This is a genomic window from Enterococcus sp. C102(2024), from assembly GCF_040888205.1.
Taxonomy (GTDB): domain Bacteria; phylum Bacillota; class Bacilli; order Lactobacillales; family Enterococcaceae; genus Enterococcus; species Enterococcus faecalis.
The window spans coordinates 89,430-105,582 of the sequence record NZ_JBFOHH010000004.1 but is presented as its reverse complement, the minus strand read 5'-3'; the positions used below and the strand labels follow the sequence as shown (position 1 = coordinate 105,582).

Below are 16,153 nucleotides of genomic sequence, written 5' to 3'. Positions count from 1 at the left end.
CATGAAGAGGGAAATAAGATGCTGGATATGAAAAAAATTCGCCAAAATGTAGAAGTAGTGCAGAAAAAGTTAAAAACACGTGGTGTGGACGAGGAAGTTTTATTACGCTTTTTGGCTTTAGATGAAGAACGAAGAGCGTTACTTGTTAAAGTTGAAGAACTGAAAAAACACCGTAATCAGGTATCAGGAGAAATTGCACAATTAAAGCGTGCACAAAAAGATGCTTCACAACAGTTGCTAAATATGCAAGAAGTTAGCGAGCAAATTAAAGTTTTAGACCAAGAAGTTGTTCATTTGCAAGAACAATGCACAGCAATTGCAGAACGTCTGCCTAACTTACCTCATGAGAGCGTGCCTGTTGGCGCAGACGAAGCCGCCAACGTAGAAGTTCGGCGGTGGAGTACGCCGAAAACTTTTTCATTTGAACCGAAACCACATTGGGAAATCGGTGAAGCCTTAGGAATTTTAGATTTTGAAAGAGGCGCGAAAGTATCTGGTAGCCGTTTTCTTTATTACAAAGGCTTAGGGGCTCGTTTAGAACGAGCGGTCTATAATTTTATGTTAGATCAACATGTTAATGAACATGGGTATACCGAGGTGATTCCTCCTTATTTGGTCAATAGCAAAGCAATGTTTGGCACCGGTCAGTTTCCTAAGTTCAAAGAAGATGTCTTCCAAGTTGCAGAAAGTGATTTGACGCTGATCCCCACAGCGGAAGTCCCGTTAACTAACTACTATAATAACGAAATTTTAGAGGCGCAAGAGTTACCGATTTATTTTACTGCTTTAAGTCCTTCTTTTCGCTCGGAAGCGGGTAGCGCAGGCCGTGATACCCGAGGATTAATTCGTTTACACCAGTTCCATAAAGTAGAAATGGTTAAATTTAGTGATGCAGAACACTCCTATGAAGAATTAGAAAAAATGACCAACAATGCTGGAGATATTTTAGAAAAATTGGGCCTCCCTTATCGAGTGATTATTCTTTCGACAGGTGATATGGGCTTCTCGGCAGCGAAAACTTATGATTTAGAAGTTTGGATTCCGGCACAGAAAACGTATCGAGAAATTAGTTCTTGTTCAAACTGTGAAGACTTCCAAGCACGTCGGGCGTTGATTCGTTATCGTGATAAAACGGGTCAAGTTCAATATGCTCATACTCTTAATGGGTCAGGACTTGCTGTTGGTCGAACAGTGGCTGCCATTTTGGAAAATTATCAAAATGAAGATGGCACCGTAACGATTCCAGAAGTTCTACGTCCTTATATGGGCGGTTTAACGAAAATAGATTAAAAAGAGGTCGGGATAGAAGTGTTTAACTCCGAGAAATAAGAAGGAATTTCCGAAAATTGTTCTATGATTTTTGGATAATTTCGGCTTATTTCCGAAGGAGTTGCTTCTATTCCCGCCGTTTATCAGTTTTTGAGCGTGGAGCAAAAATCCAAAGTGATTTTTGTCCCACGCTATTTTTAATTCGTTAAACCCGTTAACCAATGCCCAATTTCTTGAAAAACTGTTGCTTTTTCCGTTTCTAATAAAATTTCATGACGCAATGTGGGAAATAGTCGTAACGTCACGTGCTGAAAACCTGCATGCTTTAATTGCTTTTGAATTTTTGCTGGCCCCTTGCTGAAATCACCAACTGGGTCTTCAGCGCCACTAATGATTAAAATAGGCAATTCTTTTGGGATCGCTTGGTACCAATTCCTTTGATTGGCTCGTTTAACAAGCGAAAAAAGGGTAGCAAAACCATTATTGGTAAATACGAAGCCCATTAATGGGTCATTTTCATAGTCAGCCACATTGGCTTGATTTTTAGAAAGCCAATTAAAGGAACTTGCTTCAGGAAATTTTTTGCTAAAAGAACCAAATGCCAGCTTATCAATGAACGGAGCTGGTTTTTTCGGCTGTTTCTCGGCCATTTTTTTAATAAAAGGCAATGCGGCGGTTAAAGGTAACGGACTTGTGCCAGTGCCCATGAAAATGACTCCTTGCATAGTCACAGGATAGTCTTGCAGATAGTTGCGCAAGGCGAAAGACCCCATGCTGTGACCCATCATAAAATAGGGCAATTGTGGATAGTGATTCATAGCCCATTGTTTCACTTGATGAATATCTGTAACGACATTTTCAGGCCCTTGTTCTCCAAAAAAACCATAGATCGGTGCGCTTGGTTGTACAGATTCGCCATGACCTAGATGATCATGACCAATTACGGCAAACCCTAATTGATTTAAAAAACGAGCAAATTCATCATAACGTTGGATATGCTCTGCCATGCCGTGAATCAATTGAACTACGGCTTTGGGTGAAGGACAGGGCCAATGACGTACATTGAGCTGAGTTTGTTGATCGTTTGAAGTGAGTATGAATTGTTCAGTCATAAGAAACCCTTTCTTTGCTTTTTGATTATTATACAAAAAAAAGACGGTGTTCAAAAGAAAAACTCATGAGAAAACGCCTCAGCTTTCACTGAGACGCCTTTTTTATTTATCTTTAATAAAAATAGCAATGATGTCAAAAAATAGTCGATTTCACTAAGTGACGAATTATGGGTGGTACAAATACTGCTGGAAATAGTTGTTAACTTCAAGGGCATCTTCTTTATTTTTTGAAAGAATTAAGATGGTATCATCCCCAGCGATGCAGCCCAAGATATGAGGGTTGTGGATACGTATGCGATCAATTAAAACCCCAATGGCTTGCCCGTTGCCAGGTAAGACGGTTAAAAGATTTGTGAACTCTATTTGTGTTAAAGAAACACCAGTTTCAATAATAATGTCAACAAGACGTTCTTCATCTGTTTTATATTTTGGACGAAGGGCAGAATTATTCAAGATACGATAATAGGCTTCTCCTTGACCATTGTCTACTTTGTTTAAATTCAGCTCACGAATGTCACGAGAAATAGTTGCTTGTGTGGTGTGAATATTTTCTTTTTCCAATAATGCTAGTAATTCACTTTGTGTATGGATTTCATTTTCTGTGACCAATCGCTTAATCATCGTTTGGCGTTTTAATCGGTTCATTACTTTCCTCCAGTTCAGTTAATCATGCAAAAAAACATCATTGCTGTTATTTAAAACGGTGCCAGTAATTCCCTAAAATCACTGTACAACGTTTTACTAAATTGTGCAAGTCTCACTTTTTTAAATGCGAAATATCCGACAAAATCAATGAGAACCTTTTAGCTAAACGACCCTTTTTCTATTCTAATAAGAGAGATTCTGCTAGTATTGCTTTGTAAATGTCTGGAGGAAGGGTGTTATTTGTGAATAAGCAAACACGCCAAAGTTTGATTAAAGAAATCATTCAAACAACTGTAATTCATAGTCAAAATGAGTTGTTAAGAGAATTAAAAAAGCGCGATATAAATGTCGCACAAGCAACGATTTCACGGGACTTATGGGAATTAAAAGTCGTCAAAGCATTAGATGAGTCTGGCGAGATGCGGTTAACGGTTTTTGAACAATTCACTTCTTTAGAAGAACGAAAAAAAGAACAGTTGATACAAGCAATTCGTGAGGTAGTGACCAAAGTTGAACGTGTCGCCTTTTTACTAGTGGTTCATACATTACCAGACAACGCAACATTGTTTTCAGCTGTACTTGATGAAGTGTCTTTGTGTGAAAAGAAATGTTCTGTCGCTGGCTTCGACACTGTTATTATTGTTTCATCATCCGAGGAAAAAGCACAAGAACTAGAGCAGTATTTTCAACAATTTATTCAGCCAACACCTTTGTCAAAAAGTAACGCATAAAAGTAAGGGAGCCAGAAGTCGTTTTGACTTCTGGCTCCCTTACTTTTACCTCTATAAGATTATAACTTTATGAAATGCATGGAGAAATAATTTTTTTTGAATAAATGCATTTTTTTTTATTTAATTATGCATTATTTTTTTAGAATATCTATGAAAGCGCATTCTTTTAGGTTGAAAATATGCATAAGAAAGAATACCGTTGTATATTTGGTATTTTGTTTGGCAAATGGCTCACGTCCTAGGTTAATCAGGTCTGTTATTCTGTGTTTGTAATTAAGTTGAGGAGGTTATTTCACATGAGTCATCCAATTAATGTATTTTCTGAAATCGGGAAATTGAAAACAGTGATGTTACATCGTCCAGGTAAGGAATTAGAAAATTTAATGCCAGATTATCTGGAGAGACTGTTGTTTGATGATATTCCGTTTTTAGAAAAAGCACAAGCAGAACATGATGCATTTGCAGAGTTGTTACGATCAAAAGATATCGAAGTGGTCTATTTAGAGGACTTAGCTGCTGAAGCGTTGATTAATGAAGAGGTCCGCCGACAATTTATTGACCAATTCTTAGAAGAAGCCAATATTCGCAGCGAATCAGCAAAAGAAAAAGTTAGAGAGCTAATGTTAGAAATTGACGACAACGAAGAACTGATTCAAAAAGCGATTGCAGGCATTCAAAAACAAGAATTACCTAAATATGAGCAAGAATTTTTAACAGATATGGTTGAAGCGGATTATCCATTCATTATTGATCCAATGCCTAACTTATACTTCACGCGTGATAACTTTGCGACAATGGGGCACGGGATTTCTTTAAATCATATGTATTCAGTAACTCGACAACGGGAAACCATTTTTGGGCAATACATTTTTGATTATCATCCTCGTTTTGCTGGAAAAGAGGTTCCTAGAGTCTATGATCGTTCAGAATCAACCAGAATTGAAGGTGGCGATGAATTAATTCTTTCAAAAGAAGTAGTGGCCATTGGGATTTCTCAAAGAACGGATGCCGCGTCAATTGAAAAAATTGCGAGAAATATTTTTGAACAAAAATTAGGGTTCAAAAATATCTTGGCTTTTGATATCGGTGAACATCGTAAATTCATGCATTTAGATACCGTTTTTACCATGATTGACTATGATAAATTTACGATTCATCCAGAAATCGAAGGTGGTTTGGTTGTTTACTCGATCACTGAAAAAGCAGATGGAGACATCCAAATTACAAAAGAAAAAGATACATTAGATAACATTTTATGCAAATACTTGCATTTAGACAATGTTCAATTAATCCGTTGCGGTGCTGGAAATTTAACAGCAGCAGCCCGTGAACAATGGAACGACGGTTCAAATACATTAGCAATTGCCCCTGGGGAAGTTGTTGTTTACGATCGGAATACGATTACGAATAAAGCGCTAGAAGAAGCAGGCGTGAAATTGAATTACATTCCAGGAAGTGAACTAGTACGTGGCCGTGGTGGCCCTCGTTGTATGAGCATGCCACTTTACCGTGAAGATCTTTAAAAAAACACCCAAAAATAGGAGGAATCATCATGAATTCAGTATTTCAAGGACGTAGTTTATTAGCAGAAAAAGATTTTACAAGAGCAGAATTAGAGTATTTGGTAGACTTCAGTATTCACTTAAAAGAATTGAAGAAAAAAGGGATTCCACATCACTATTTAGAAGGAAAAAATATCGCTCTTTTATTTGAAAAAACTTCGACACGGACACGCTCTGCATTCACGACAGCAGCTATTGATTTAGGGGCACATCCTGAGTATTTAGGCGCCAACGATATTCAATTAGGTAAAAAAGAATCTGTTGAAGATACAGCGATTGTTTTAGGTAGTATGTTTGACGGGATTGAGTTCCGTGGGTTTAGTCAAGAAGTAGTGGAAGATTTAGCGAAATATTCTGGTGTTCCTGTTTGGAATGGTTTAACGGATCAATGGCATCCAACACAAATGATTGCGGACTTTATGACAGTGAAAGAAAACTTTGGTCGTTTAGAAGGAATCACTTTAGTATACGTCGGCGATGGCCGTAATAACATGGCAAACAGCTTGTTAGTGACAGGTGCTATTTTAGGCGTAAATGTTCGCATTTGTGCACCAAAAGAATTGTTCCCTTCTGATGAAGTCGTTAATTACGCAAAAGAATTTGCGAAAGAATCTGGTGCAGAATTAATGATTACAGACGACGTTGCTAAAGGTGTTAAAGGAGCCAACGTGTTATATACAGACGTTTGGGTGTCCATGGGTGAAGAAGATAAATTTGAAGAACGTGTCAATCTGTTGAAACCTTATCAAATTAATATGGCTATGTTAGAAAAAACCGAAAATATGGATGGCGATTTAATCGTATTACACTGTTTGCCAGCCTTTCATGATACGAAAACACAATACGGTGAAATGGTTGCTGAAAAATTCGGCATTACTGAAATGGAAATCACGGATGAAGTCTTCCGCAGTAAATATGGTCGTCAATTTGAAGAAGCAGAAAACAGAATGCATTCTATTAAAGCAATCATGGCAGCTACTTTAGGCAACTTATTCATTCCTCGTGTGTAGGAAGCAACTGAAAAAACATTGAAAAAAGAATAGTCGCTTCGCCCTTTAAGAGATTCTTTTGAAGGGCGGCCTATTCTTTATTATGATAGGAAAGAAGGATTTGTAATGGGGAAAAAAATGGTCGTTGCACTAGGCGGAAATGCCATCCTTTCAAATGATGCTAGCGCACACGCACAACAGCAAGCATTAGTTCAAACATCTGCCTATTTAGTTCATTTAATTAAACAAGGGCATCGGTTGATTGTTTCACATGGCAATGGTCCACAAGTCGGAAATCTATTATTGCAACAACAAGCAGCTGATTCTGAAAAAAATCCAGCAATGCCGCTAGATACGTGTGTTGCTATGACACAAGGAAGTATCGGCTACTGGTTGTCCAATGCGCTTAATCAAGAATTAAACAAAGCAGGAATCAAGAAACAAGTGGCTACTGTTTTAACACAGGTGGTCGTAGATCCAGCAGATGAGGCATTCAAAAATCCAACAAAACCGATCGGTCCATTTTTAACAGAAGCTGAAGCCAAAGAAGCAATGCAAGCAGGTGCTATTTTTAAAGAAGATGCAGGACGTGGCTGGCGCAAAGTCGTTCCAAGTCCTAAGCCAATTGACATCCACGAGGCTGAGACTATTAATACCTTAATAAAAAATGATATAATTACCATTTCATGTGGTGGTGGCGGCATCCCTGTCGTAGGACAAGAATTAAAAGGTGTCGAAGCAGTAATCGATAAAGATTTTGCTTCTGAAAAACTAGCAGAATTAGTGGATGCGGATGCACTAGTTATTTTAACTGGCGTGGATTATGTGTGCATTAATTATGGCAAACCAGATGAAAAACAATTAACCAATGTCACTGTAGCAGAGTTGGAAGAATACAAACAAGCGGGTCATTTTGCACCAGGTAGTATGTTACCGAAAATTGAAGCCGCCATTCAGTTTGTAGAAAGCCAACCCAATAAACAAGCAATTATCACTTCTTTGGAAAACTTAGGAAGTATGAGCGGCGATGAAATCGTAGGAACGGTTGTGACAAAATAAAGTATAGTATTTAGGAGAATTAAGATGATGATAGAGAAAATAATCACTAAAAATAATCAAGATTTTCAATACTTTTCTGAATCAGAACTAACAGAATTGCGCAACGAGAGTTTCGTTCGCTCCTATAAAAAAGGCCAAGTCCTTTTTTATCCAGGTGATCCGAGAAATCATTTAATTTTATTGGTTTCAGGTGTCATTAAAATTGAAAAAAATGATCGCAGTGGTAATTTTTCCTATCTGCATTTTATGAAAAAGCAGGCTCTTTTTCCGAGAATCGGACTGTTTCAAGATGAGGTTCATTACGACTCCGCGATTGCCTATACGGATATTGAGGTTGTGTTTGTGCCAGTTAAACTGTTTGAGCGTTTTCTCCAAAATAATCCCCAGCAATTGATTCATTGGATTCAAGAACAATCGGTCCTTTTAAAAGAAAGCATGATCAAAATCCAAAAAGGAACAACCAATGATGCATGTGAACGGATTGTGACATCACTGGCGATGTTATTAAATGATTTAGGAGAACGAATTGACAACAGAGAACGCGTTGCAATTGCTTGTCCAATTACCATTAATGACATTGCACGGATGAGTGGAACTACGCGGGAAACAGCAAGCAGTGTTATGAAAAAATTAGTCCAAATGAACCGTATTAGCTACAGTCATAAATTCTTAACTTTTCTAGATACGCCATTCTTTATTGATCGATTGAGTAATTAATCATAGAGAAGGGAGATACAGGAAAGTAGGTTCCTGTATAAAAGGATATGGCAGAAAAAAAGAAGAAAAACAAAAAACAGCTTTCGTCTTTTAGTATTTTATTTATTATTTTAATTGTTTTAGGTATCGTAACGGTCTTGCTAAATGGCCAGCCATTTACCCCAAGAGAAATTGATGGCAAAATGGTTGATCACGTGGTAGGGGCCAAATTATCGGATATTATCATGGCTCCATTCAATGGGTTTAAAGATGCCATTGAAATTAATATTTTTATTTTAGTACTCGGTGGCTTTTTAAATATTGTGACACAAACTGGGGCTCTTGAAGCAGGGATTCAATCAGTCGTTAAAAAGTTAAAAGGGAACGAATTGAAAATCATTCCGATTTTAATGATTTTATTTTCTATTGGTGGGTCGACTTATGGAATGGCAGAAGAAACAATTCCTTTTTATGGTTTATTGAGTGCTACCATGGTCGCCGCTGGGTTTGATACGTTTGTCGCAGTAGGCACTGTGCTATTGGGTGCAGGATCAGGTGTTATTGGTTCAACGGTTAACCCTTTCTCCACAGGGGTAGCGATGGATGCGTTACGAGGTATTGGCATTCAGCCGAATACAGGAATTATTTTAATTGTCGGTGCTATTTTGTGGGCGGCCTCTACTAGCTATTCTATTTTCATTGTGATGCGTTATGCGAAAAAAGTGAAGGCTGACAAAGGTTCAACAATTTTATCTTTACAAGAACAAGAGGATATGGAAAAAACGTATGGACAAGCAGCGTCGAAAGAAATGCCATTTACGAATCGTCATAAAAAAATCTTAATGGTATTCGCTTTCTGTTTTGTCATTATGATTGTTTCCTTAATTCCATGGAACGACTTTGGAGTGACGATTTTCAAAGGCTGGACGTCTGTTTTAACAGGCAACAGTTTCGGTGACTGGTACTTTGGCGACTTAGCGATGTGGTTCTTCCTTTTAGGGATCATTGCTGCCTTGATTGGTCGCTTTACTGAAAAAGAAACCATTGAAGCATTTATCGACGGTGCCAAAGATATGTTATCCGTTGTTTTAATTATCGTAGTTGCTCGCGGGGCATCTGTTTTGATGTCTAAAACGTATTTAGATTCATTTATCCTTGATAAAGCGGCAGGCTTATTACAAGGACTCTCCCCAGTCTTATTTGTCATCGGTGCCTTTGTTTTATACTTAGGTTTATCTTTCCTAATTCCTTCAACTTCTGGTTTAGCATATGTTTCTATTCCTGTAATGGGTGCGTTAGCTAAAAACATTGGTTTAAGTCCAGAAGTGATGGTTATGATTTTTGCTTCAGGTTGTGGCTTGATTAATTTGATCACGCCAACATCTGGTGTTGTAATGGGTGGTTTGGAAATTTCCAAAGTTCAATATGCCACTTGGACAAAATTCATGGCCAAACCAATGATTGTCTTAGGCTTAATTAACCTAATTATCTTAATTGGCGCGATGTTACTCTTTAGCTAATCAAAAATTTTTTATGTTAGGGCTTCGGCTTTCGGAAAAAAGAAGAAGCAATGAAACAACAGCGACTACCTAAAAGTAGTCGCTGTTGTTTCATTTTGATAGTTGTTGAATTAACAATCTTGCGACAGCGCGGACAGAAAAAGGATTTTGCCCAGTGATTATACGGCCATCTTGATACGCAAATTCTTTATAAGGACGCTTTTTCGCAAAAGTAGCACCATGTTCTTTGGCAATTGTTTCGTTTAAGAAAGGAACAACTGCTTTTTTCATGGCTAAAATTTCTTCTGCAGTAGTGAAGCCAGTAATGGTTTTATCTGCAATCAAATAATTTCCTGACGCATCTTTGACATTTAAAAGGCCAGCAATTCCGTGACAAACAGAAGTTAGGTATTTGCCCTGTTCGTAAAGGCTACGAGTGATTGCTTGCAACTGAGGGTTATCAGGAAAGTCCCACATAACGCCATGACCTCCTGTAAAGTAAATTGCTGCGTATTCATCTGGCTCAATTTCTTCAAGAGAGAGGGAATGCGCTAGCGCTCGTTCTTGAAAATCGGCACTTTCATAAACCGCCATAATGGATGAATCTACATATTTCATACTCCGGGGATCCAAAGGGACATAGCCTCCTTGGGGACTAACATAGTCAACTGAAAATCCTGCTTTGGTTACTTCTTCCACGAACTCCGTGGCTTCACCTAGCCAGAGGCCAGTCGGTTCTTCGGTGCCGTGATAACGAGAGACGTTTGTGAGGACCACGAGAATTTTTTTCATGCTTGCTTCCTCCCTGGCATAATCGACGTAATGTGGGTCAATAGTTGTTGGAGTTGCTCAATTTTGGTGGTATCGTGAGAAAGTGAGTAATAATTTTTAGTTCCTTCACTGCGACAATCAATTAATTTGGCTTGTTTCAAAATTTTTAAGTGGTGAGAAACAGCGGGGCGTGAGAGCTGTGTCGCCTCTGTTAACTCAGTGACACGACGGCCAACACAGGCTTGGTCTTCTAACAGTGCAATAATAATTGCTTGGCGTTTTTCATCACCCAATGCGATTAAAAAATCACTAAGCGCAGTAAATTCTGTTTGAATTTCTTCTAATTCTTTCATATTTTTCCGCCTCTTTGGTTCGTATTTTTAAACGATTAAACCATTTTTCGTGTTTTTTGTCAATAAAATACGCTGAGGGCTGAAACTTGACGTGGATTCCATTATTCGTTAAGATACTAATTGATTAAAGGTTTAAACTTTTAAACCAATAAAAGAGATAGAAAGAAAGGAAAGATTCAATGATGAAAGCCGCTTTAATTCATAAATACGGACAAAAAGAATTAGCAATCGAGGAGGTGCCCTTACCCGCCATTCATGACAATGATGTTTTGGTCAAAATTATCGCTGCCAGTATCAACCCGATTGATTTAAAAACAAAAGATGGCAAAGTAAAGATGCTTTTAAATTATCAAATGCCACTGATTTTAGGCAGTGATTTTGCTGGGATTGTTGTTTCTGTTGGAAAAAATGTTCAAAATTTTAGGCTGGGCGATGCAGTTTACGGACGAGTACCCAAAAATCGCGTGGGAACTTTTGCTGAATATATTGCTGTGGATCAAGCGGCTGTAGCTATGAAGCCGAAAAATTTAACGTTTGAAGAAGCTGCGGCCATTCCGTTAGTCGGTTTGACAAGTTATCAAGCGCTACATGATATTATGAATGTACAGCCAGGCCAGAAAGTCCTGATTCAAGCAGGTTCAGGAGGGATTGGAACCATTGCGATTCAATTAGCAAAACTAGCAGGGGCTTACGTTGCCACCACCACGAGTAGTAGAAATAAAGAATGGGTTCAAGCGTTGGGAGCAGATGAAGTGATTGACTATCGGACACAAAATTTTGAAGAAGTTTTATCCGACTACGATTATGTGTTTGATACAATGGGGGGTACAATCTTAGAAAAAGCTTTCTCAGTGGTTAAACCTCAGGGAAAAGTCGTTACATTGTCAGGCATTCCCAACGAACGTTTTGCTAAAGAGTATGGTTTGCCGCTTTGGAAGCAATGGGCCTTTAAAATAGCTACTCGCAAGATTCATCGATTGGAGCAAGCCACAGATGTTAGTTATCATTTTTTGTTTATGCGTCCAGATGGCGAGCAATTAGCTTTACTCACTGAGTTCATTGAACAGGGGAAATTACAGCCGATAATTGACCGAGTCGTTCCTTTTAGCCAAATTCAAGAAGCGGTGGACTATTCACTGACAGGGCGAGCACAAGGGAAAATTGTTGTGAAAATCGCCGATGTTGATTACGACTAAGTAAAGGAGACTTGCAAGAAAAATAGGCCTGTTTTTCTTGCAAGTCTAAAAATTTACCATTTAAACGCCGTCTAACAAAAGTGATTTTAGGCGGGAAAAGATTTTTATAGAAAATCCTCATTTTTCCAGTTTCTATTTTGCAAATTCGTTATTTTTTGTTATTCTATTGATGGTTGTGTATGCGCTTTCTTTTTAGGCGGATACACAAAAATGAACGGAGTGCAGAAAGGAATGGTGTTCAAAGTGGGGAACAATTTATCGACAAGAAAAGGAGAAAACAGAGAAACAATTGTCAGTTGGCTGGGTCTTTCGTTATTGGTTGGCTTGGCGTTTATCTTATTTAGTCTGTTTCATCAGCCAATGGTCAGCCAAGCCAATGAGCCGACCCAAGAGAAACATTTTATGGTTTATTATCGGGCTTGGCGTGACAAAACGATGCAAGGAGTTAATACAACATTGCCAGATGAAAATTGGCTAACGATGCACGATATTCCTTATGGTATTGACATTGTGAATGTCTTTAGTTATGTGCCAAAAGGACAAGAAGCACTTGCACAGCCATTTTATGATACGTTAAAAAATGAGTATGCGCCAGCATTACATGCACGAGGTGTTCGTTTAGTTCGTGGGATTGATTATAGCGAGCTATTAAAAGTTCCTTATGCAGGAACAACGCCTACAGAAGCAGAATTTGATGCTTATGCGAAAGAGCTGTTAACCAAATTTGTCGATGATTTAGGAATTGATGGGTTAGATATTGACATGGAAACTCGTCCAAGTGAAAAAGATATTGTTCTATCTAATGGTGTCATTCGTGCATTATCAAAATACATTGGACCGAAGTCGGGAACGGATCGTCCATTTTTGTATGATACCAATGCAGAATATTTACCACCTTTACAAGATGTCAGTGACTGTTTCGATTTTCTCGCTTATCAACAGTATGGCAGCGATGACCAACGCACGCAACGAGCATTAAATAATTTAAGTCCGGTTCTCAATGGGGAACGATTTGTTCCAGGATTAACTTTCCCAGAAGAGCAAGATCGCAACCGCTGGTATGACACAAAAGAGCCGTATATGGAAAGTAACATGTATAAAGTAGCTCGTTATTCTTATGAAAATAATTTAGGGGGCATGTTCCTCTATGCCTTAGATCGCGATGGTCGCACCTATAATGAAGACGATTTAAATCAGATAAAACCTTCTAATTTACTTTGGACAAAAACGGCCATTGCAGAGAGTAAAGGCGTTTCTCTTGGAGCGATGAAAGCGGCTGCGGAACACTATTTAAAACGAATTAGCTACGCCAACACAGACCTTGAAGCACAAAATAAAGCCGCAGAAGCAGTGACACAAGCAACGACGCTTTATGATGTGAATAAAGCTATTTTAGGTGGCGATTATGGCCAAGGGCTTTCAAATACCTATGATGCTGAATTAGAAAAAGGCCTGTTAGCCATTGACTTAACCACTTTATATCGTGCGTTGGATCAAGCAGTTGCAGCCATTGAAAAGGCAGAAAGCTATACACCAGAAACGATTCAAGCACTACAAACAACAAAAGAGACAGTCGCAACAGAACTTGCGGGAAAAACGTATACAGCCGCGCAAGTGACTACTTGGCAAACGGAGGTCCAAACAGCTTTGGATAATTTAAAAGAGAAACAAACACAACCTTTAAAAAGTGTCTTTTCCATTGATGCAGGAAGAAAATATTTTTCCGTGGAGCAACTGGAAGAATTAGTGGCCAAAGCCAGTCAAAATGGGTACACAGATGTCCAATTAATTTTAGGAAATGATGGCTTACGGTTTATCTTGGATGATATGTCGGTCAATGTGAATGGTAAAAAATACAACCACAACCGGGTTTCAAAAGCAATCCAACGAGGCAACAACGCGTATTACAATGATCCTAATGGCAACGCGTTAACACAAAAAGAAATGGATCGGTTGTTGGCTTTTGCGAAAGCGCGCAACATCAACATCATTCCCGTGATTAACAGTCCAGGACATATGGATGCCTTGTTAGTGGCCATGGAAAAACTAGCGATTAAAAATCCCGCTTTTGATGGCTCAAAACGAACAGTAGACTTAGGAAACCAAAAGGCAGTGAATTTCACAAAGGCGATTATCAGTAAGTACGTGGCTTATTTTTCCGCGCATAGTGAAATTTTCAATTTTGGCGGCGATGAGTATGCAAATGATGTCGACACAGGCGGTTGGGCGAAACTGCAATCTTCTGGGCGCTACAAAGATTTTGTCGCTTATGCGAATGATTTAGCTAAAATAATTAAAGATGCGGGCATGCAGCCAATGAGCTTCAATGATGGCATTTATTACAACAGCGACGATTCTTTCGGTACATTTGACCCAGAGATTATTATTTCTTATTGGACAGCCGGTTGGAGCGGATATGACGTAGCCAAACCTGAGTACTTTGTTCAAAAAGGACACAAAATTTTTAATACCAATGATGCGTGGTATTGGGTAGCTGGCAATGTTGATTCTGGCATTTATCAATATGACGATGCTTTAGCAAATATGTCGAAAAAAGCATTTACAGATGTGCCAGCAGGTAGCCCAAATCTTCCAATTATTGGAAGTATTCAATGTGTTTGGTATGATGACCCTCGTCGTGACTATGATTTTGAACGAATTTATACGCTAATGGATACGTTCTCGGAAAATTATCGTGAGTATATGGTGGTTAAATAAAACTAGTTAAAGCTAACGAGTTATCTATAAAGACTGGCACGAATCAAGCTTGATTCGTGCCAGTCTTCTTTAACTGAAGAAGATTTGTTTGAGGGCCAACAATCAATTTAGGAATGCCTTATTGAAATGTTCCTGTTCTTATTGTAGACTGAAAGAAGTGGTGGTGGAAAGCTATCACCATTAATAGAAAAGCAGGAAAATAAAAAGGATCTTGTTGGAAGTTTAATGTTTGAAAATGTAAGCGGAATCATTTTTGTTGGAATGCTAAAAAAGGGAGTAGAGTTATGAGTAATGAAAATATCGTCTTAGCAAGAAATACAGAGCGTGCACCAAAGCATCCTCTCGCAACCCAAACAGTCGCATTTTCCCACTATAATCATTTGTCGGCACAGTTACCTATTGAGCCAACCTCTGGACAATTGGTAGAAGGTGGCATTCGGGCCCAAGCGACACAATGTTTGAAAAATATCCAAGCGGTTGTTGAAAGTATTAACCATGTGATGAGTGACATTGTCAGAATGACCATTTTTGTCAAAGATATGCGGGATGTTGCCGCAGTTGAGGAGGTCTATGCGGCCTTTTTTATCCATTATTATCCAGCTAAAACAGTGGTCGCCGTCGCAGATTTGCCGTTAGGCGCTTCTGTTCAAATGGAGGCACTTGTTTCAAATGGGGAAGGAACTATCCCTAATGCACCTCAAGCTGGGGATTTAATTAAATTAACAAATCAGACTGTTCAGGCACCAATTGATGCTCTAGCCAGTCAAACGGTCGCGTTTTCTCACTATAACAATCTGTCTGCACAATTGCCTATAGATCCTCAAACGGGCAGAGTTGTGGTTGGCTGTGTTAAAACGCAAACAAAACAATGTTTGAAAAACATAAAAGCCATTTTAACCAGTATTGATGTGCCTTTTGATGATATTGTGAAGGTCAATATTTATTTAAAAGATTTATCTAAGCTAGAAGCTGTCAATCAAGTATATGCCGCTTTTTTCCCAGATTCAGGAATTGCGCGTACGGTCAATTACGTGCCAGCACGAACAGTGATTGCTGTTGCTGATTTACCAATGGGCGCGGCGGTTCAAGTAGAAGCGGTGGTTTCTCATGGGGATGGTACGCCACCACAAGCGATTGAAGATCGACATGGATTAATTATTGAAGCAAATAATACAGAGCACGCACCGAAGTGTCCATTTTCGACACAAACTGTTGCTTTTTCTCATTACAACCATCTATCAGCTCAGCTACCATTGGACCCTAAAACAAATGCGTTAGTCGCTAGCGGAATCAAGGAACAAACGACGCAATGTTTAGAAAACATTAAAGCGATTATTGAAAGTGTGGATCACAGCTTAGCTGATCTGGTGAAAGTGAACATTTTTGTGAAAGAGATTGAAGAGCTGGCGGCAGTAGATGACGTCTACCAAACGTACTTCCCTGAAGGCACGCCTGCAAGAAGAGTGATTGGTGTGACGGATTTACCAAAAGGTGCTCAGATTCAAATCGAAGCGATTGCTGGGAACGCAGAAGGTACGCCACCAATTGGTTAA

Annotated in this window: 14 protein-coding genes; 10 read left to right on the top strand and 4 right to left on the bottom strand. The window is 38.9% G+C overall.

Translation table 11 applies throughout. The annotated features are described in order from the left end of the window. Positions 1-18 precede the first annotated feature (18 nt). Positions 19-1,290, top strand: coding sequence for a serine--tRNA ligase (serS, locus tag AB3I34_RS09605; RefSeq protein WP_010711891.1), 1,272 nt, complete (start codon positions 19-21; stop codon positions 1,288-1,290). A gap of 176 nt (positions 1,291-1,466) precedes the next feature. Here serS and AB3I34_RS09600 read toward each other — a convergent pair whose 3' ends face one another. Both AB3I34_RS09600 and AB3I34_RS09595 read right to left on the bottom strand, forming a co-directional pair. Beyond that, a complete protein-coding gene (locus tag AB3I34_RS09600) occupies positions 1,467-2,417 on the bottom strand; it encodes an alpha/beta hydrolase (protein ID WP_025189276.1) in 951 nt (316 codons plus the stop codon). A gap of 129 nt (positions 2,418-2,546) precedes the next feature. After that, the gene (locus tag AB3I34_RS09595; protein ID WP_002356125.1) at positions 2,547-3,026 is read right to left on the bottom strand and encodes an arginine repressor; all 480 of its coding nucleotides are present in this window, start codon (positions 3,024-3,026) and stop codon (positions 2,547-2,549) included. Between the two features lie 218 nt (positions 3,027-3,244). Here AB3I34_RS09595 and AB3I34_RS09590 point away from each other — a divergent pair, with 218 nt between their 5' ends. The 6 genes from AB3I34_RS09590 (at position 3,245) to AB3I34_RS09565 (ending at position 9,583) form a co-directional block, all read left to right on the top strand. Beyond that, positions 3,245-3,757, top strand: coding sequence for an arginine repressor (locus AB3I34_RS09590; RefSeq protein ID WP_025189277.1), 513 nt, complete (start codon positions 3,245-3,247; stop codon positions 3,755-3,757). A gap of 296 nt (positions 3,758-4,053) precedes the next feature. Then, positions 4,054-5,280 carry an arginine deiminase gene (gene arcA / locus AB3I34_RS09585; RefSeq protein WP_002356129.1) on the top strand — a complete coding sequence of 409 codons (1,227 nt, stop codon included), beginning with the start codon at positions 4,054-4,056 and terminating at the stop codon, positions 5,278-5,280. Positions 5,281-5,306: 26 nt separating this feature from the next. Beyond that, entirely contained in the window at positions 5,307-6,329 is a 1,023-nt protein-coding gene (gene argF, locus AB3I34_RS09580) for an ornithine carbamoyltransferase (protein ID WP_160747730.1), read from the top strand. A gap of 105 nt (positions 6,330-6,434) precedes the next feature. Beyond that, positions 6,435-7,367 carry a carbamate kinase gene (gene arcC / locus AB3I34_RS09575; protein ID WP_002356132.1) on the top strand — a complete coding sequence of 311 codons (933 nt, stop codon included), beginning with the start codon at positions 6,435-6,437 and terminating at the stop codon, positions 7,365-7,367. Positions 7,368-7,391: 24 nt separating this feature from the next. Then, positions 7,392-8,084: a Crp/Fnr family transcriptional regulator gene (locus AB3I34_RS09570; protein ID WP_002363490.1), complete on the top strand. Its 693-nt coding sequence runs from the start codon at positions 7,392-7,394 to the stop codon at positions 8,082-8,084. A 47-nt stretch (positions 8,085-8,131) separates the two neighbouring features. After that, the gene (locus tag AB3I34_RS09565; RefSeq protein WP_002356134.1) at positions 8,132-9,583 is read left to right on the top strand and encodes a YfcC family protein; all 1,452 of its coding nucleotides are present in this window, start codon (positions 8,132-8,134) and stop codon (positions 9,581-9,583) included. 90 nt (positions 9,584-9,673) lie between these two features. Here AB3I34_RS09565 and AB3I34_RS09560 read toward each other — a convergent pair whose 3' ends face one another. Both AB3I34_RS09560 and AB3I34_RS09555 read right to left on the bottom strand, forming a co-directional pair. Continuing rightward, positions 9,674-10,354, bottom strand: coding sequence for a type 1 glutamine amidotransferase domain-containing protein (locus AB3I34_RS09560; protein ID WP_002359260.1), 681 nt, complete (start codon positions 10,352-10,354; stop codon positions 9,674-9,676). Next, on the bottom strand, positions 10,351-10,686 hold the full coding sequence (locus AB3I34_RS09555; protein ID WP_002356136.1) for a helix-turn-helix transcriptional regulator: 336 nt from the start codon (positions 10,684-10,686) through the stop codon (positions 10,351-10,353). Before AB3I34_RS09555 ends, AB3I34_RS09560 begins: the two co-directional genes overlap by 4 nt. 179 nt (positions 10,687-10,865) lie before the next feature. Here AB3I34_RS09555 and AB3I34_RS09550 point away from each other — a divergent pair, with 179 nt between their 5' ends. The 3 genes from AB3I34_RS09550 to AB3I34_RS09540 all read left to right on the top strand — a co-directional run bounded on the left by AB3I34_RS09550 (position 10,866) and on the right by AB3I34_RS09540 (position 16,153). Then, entirely contained in the window at positions 10,866-11,882 is a 1,017-nt protein-coding gene (locus AB3I34_RS09550) for an NADP-dependent oxidoreductase (RefSeq protein WP_010711894.1), read from the top strand. Positions 11,883-12,092: 210 nt separating this feature from the next. Continuing rightward, positions 12,093-14,600 (top strand): family 20 glycosylhydrolase, encoded by a 2,508-nt coding sequence (locus AB3I34_RS09545; RefSeq protein WP_010711895.1) that lies wholly within the window; start codon positions 12,093-12,095, stop codon positions 14,598-14,600. Positions 14,601-14,884: 284 nt separating this feature from the next. Continuing rightward, the gene (locus AB3I34_RS09540) at positions 14,885-16,153 is read left to right on the top strand and encodes a RidA family protein (protein ID WP_010711896.1); all 1,269 of its coding nucleotides are present in this window, start codon (positions 14,885-14,887) and stop codon (positions 16,151-16,153) included.

Coding starts and splice junctions, on each gene's coding strand:
- serS (WP_010711891.1), top strand. CDS start 19: ATGCTGGATATGAAAAAAATTCGCCAAAATGTAGAAGTAGTGCAGAAA.
- AB3I34_RS09595 (WP_002356125.1), bottom strand. CDS start 3,026: ATGAACCGATTAAAACGCCAAACGATGATTAAGCGATTGGTCACAGAA.
- AB3I34_RS09590 (WP_025189277.1), top strand. CDS start 3,245: ATGTCTGGAGGAAGGGTGTTATTTGTGAATAAGCAAACACGCCAAAGT.
- arcA (WP_002356129.1), top strand. CDS start 4,054: ATGAGTCATCCAATTAATGTATTTTCTGAAATCGGGAAATTGAAAACA.
- arcC (WP_002356132.1), top strand. CDS start 6,435: ATGGGGAAAAAAATGGTCGTTGCACTAGGCGGAAATGCCATCCTTTCA.
- AB3I34_RS09570 (WP_002363490.1), top strand. CDS start 7,392: ATGATGATAGAGAAAATAATCACTAAAAATAATCAAGATTTTCAATAC.
- AB3I34_RS09565 (WP_002356134.1), top strand. CDS start 8,132: ATGGCAGAAAAAAAGAAGAAAAACAAAAAACAGCTTTCGTCTTTTAGT.
- AB3I34_RS09560 (WP_002359260.1), bottom strand. CDS start 10,354: ATGAAAAAAATTCTCGTGGTCCTCACAAACGTCTCTCGTTATCACGGC.
- AB3I34_RS09555 (WP_002356136.1), bottom strand. CDS start 10,686: ATGAAAGAATTAGAAGAAATTCAAACAGAATTTACTGCGCTTAGTGAT.
- AB3I34_RS09550 (WP_010711894.1), top strand. CDS start 10,866: ATGATGAAAGCCGCTTTAATTCATAAATACGGACAAAAAGAATTAGCA.
- AB3I34_RS09545 (WP_010711895.1), top strand. CDS start 12,093: ATGAACGGAGTGCAGAAAGGAATGGTGTTCAAAGTGGGGAACAATTTA.
- AB3I34_RS09540 (WP_010711896.1), top strand. CDS start 14,885: ATGAGTAATGAAAATATCGTCTTAGCAAGAAATACAGAGCGTGCACCA.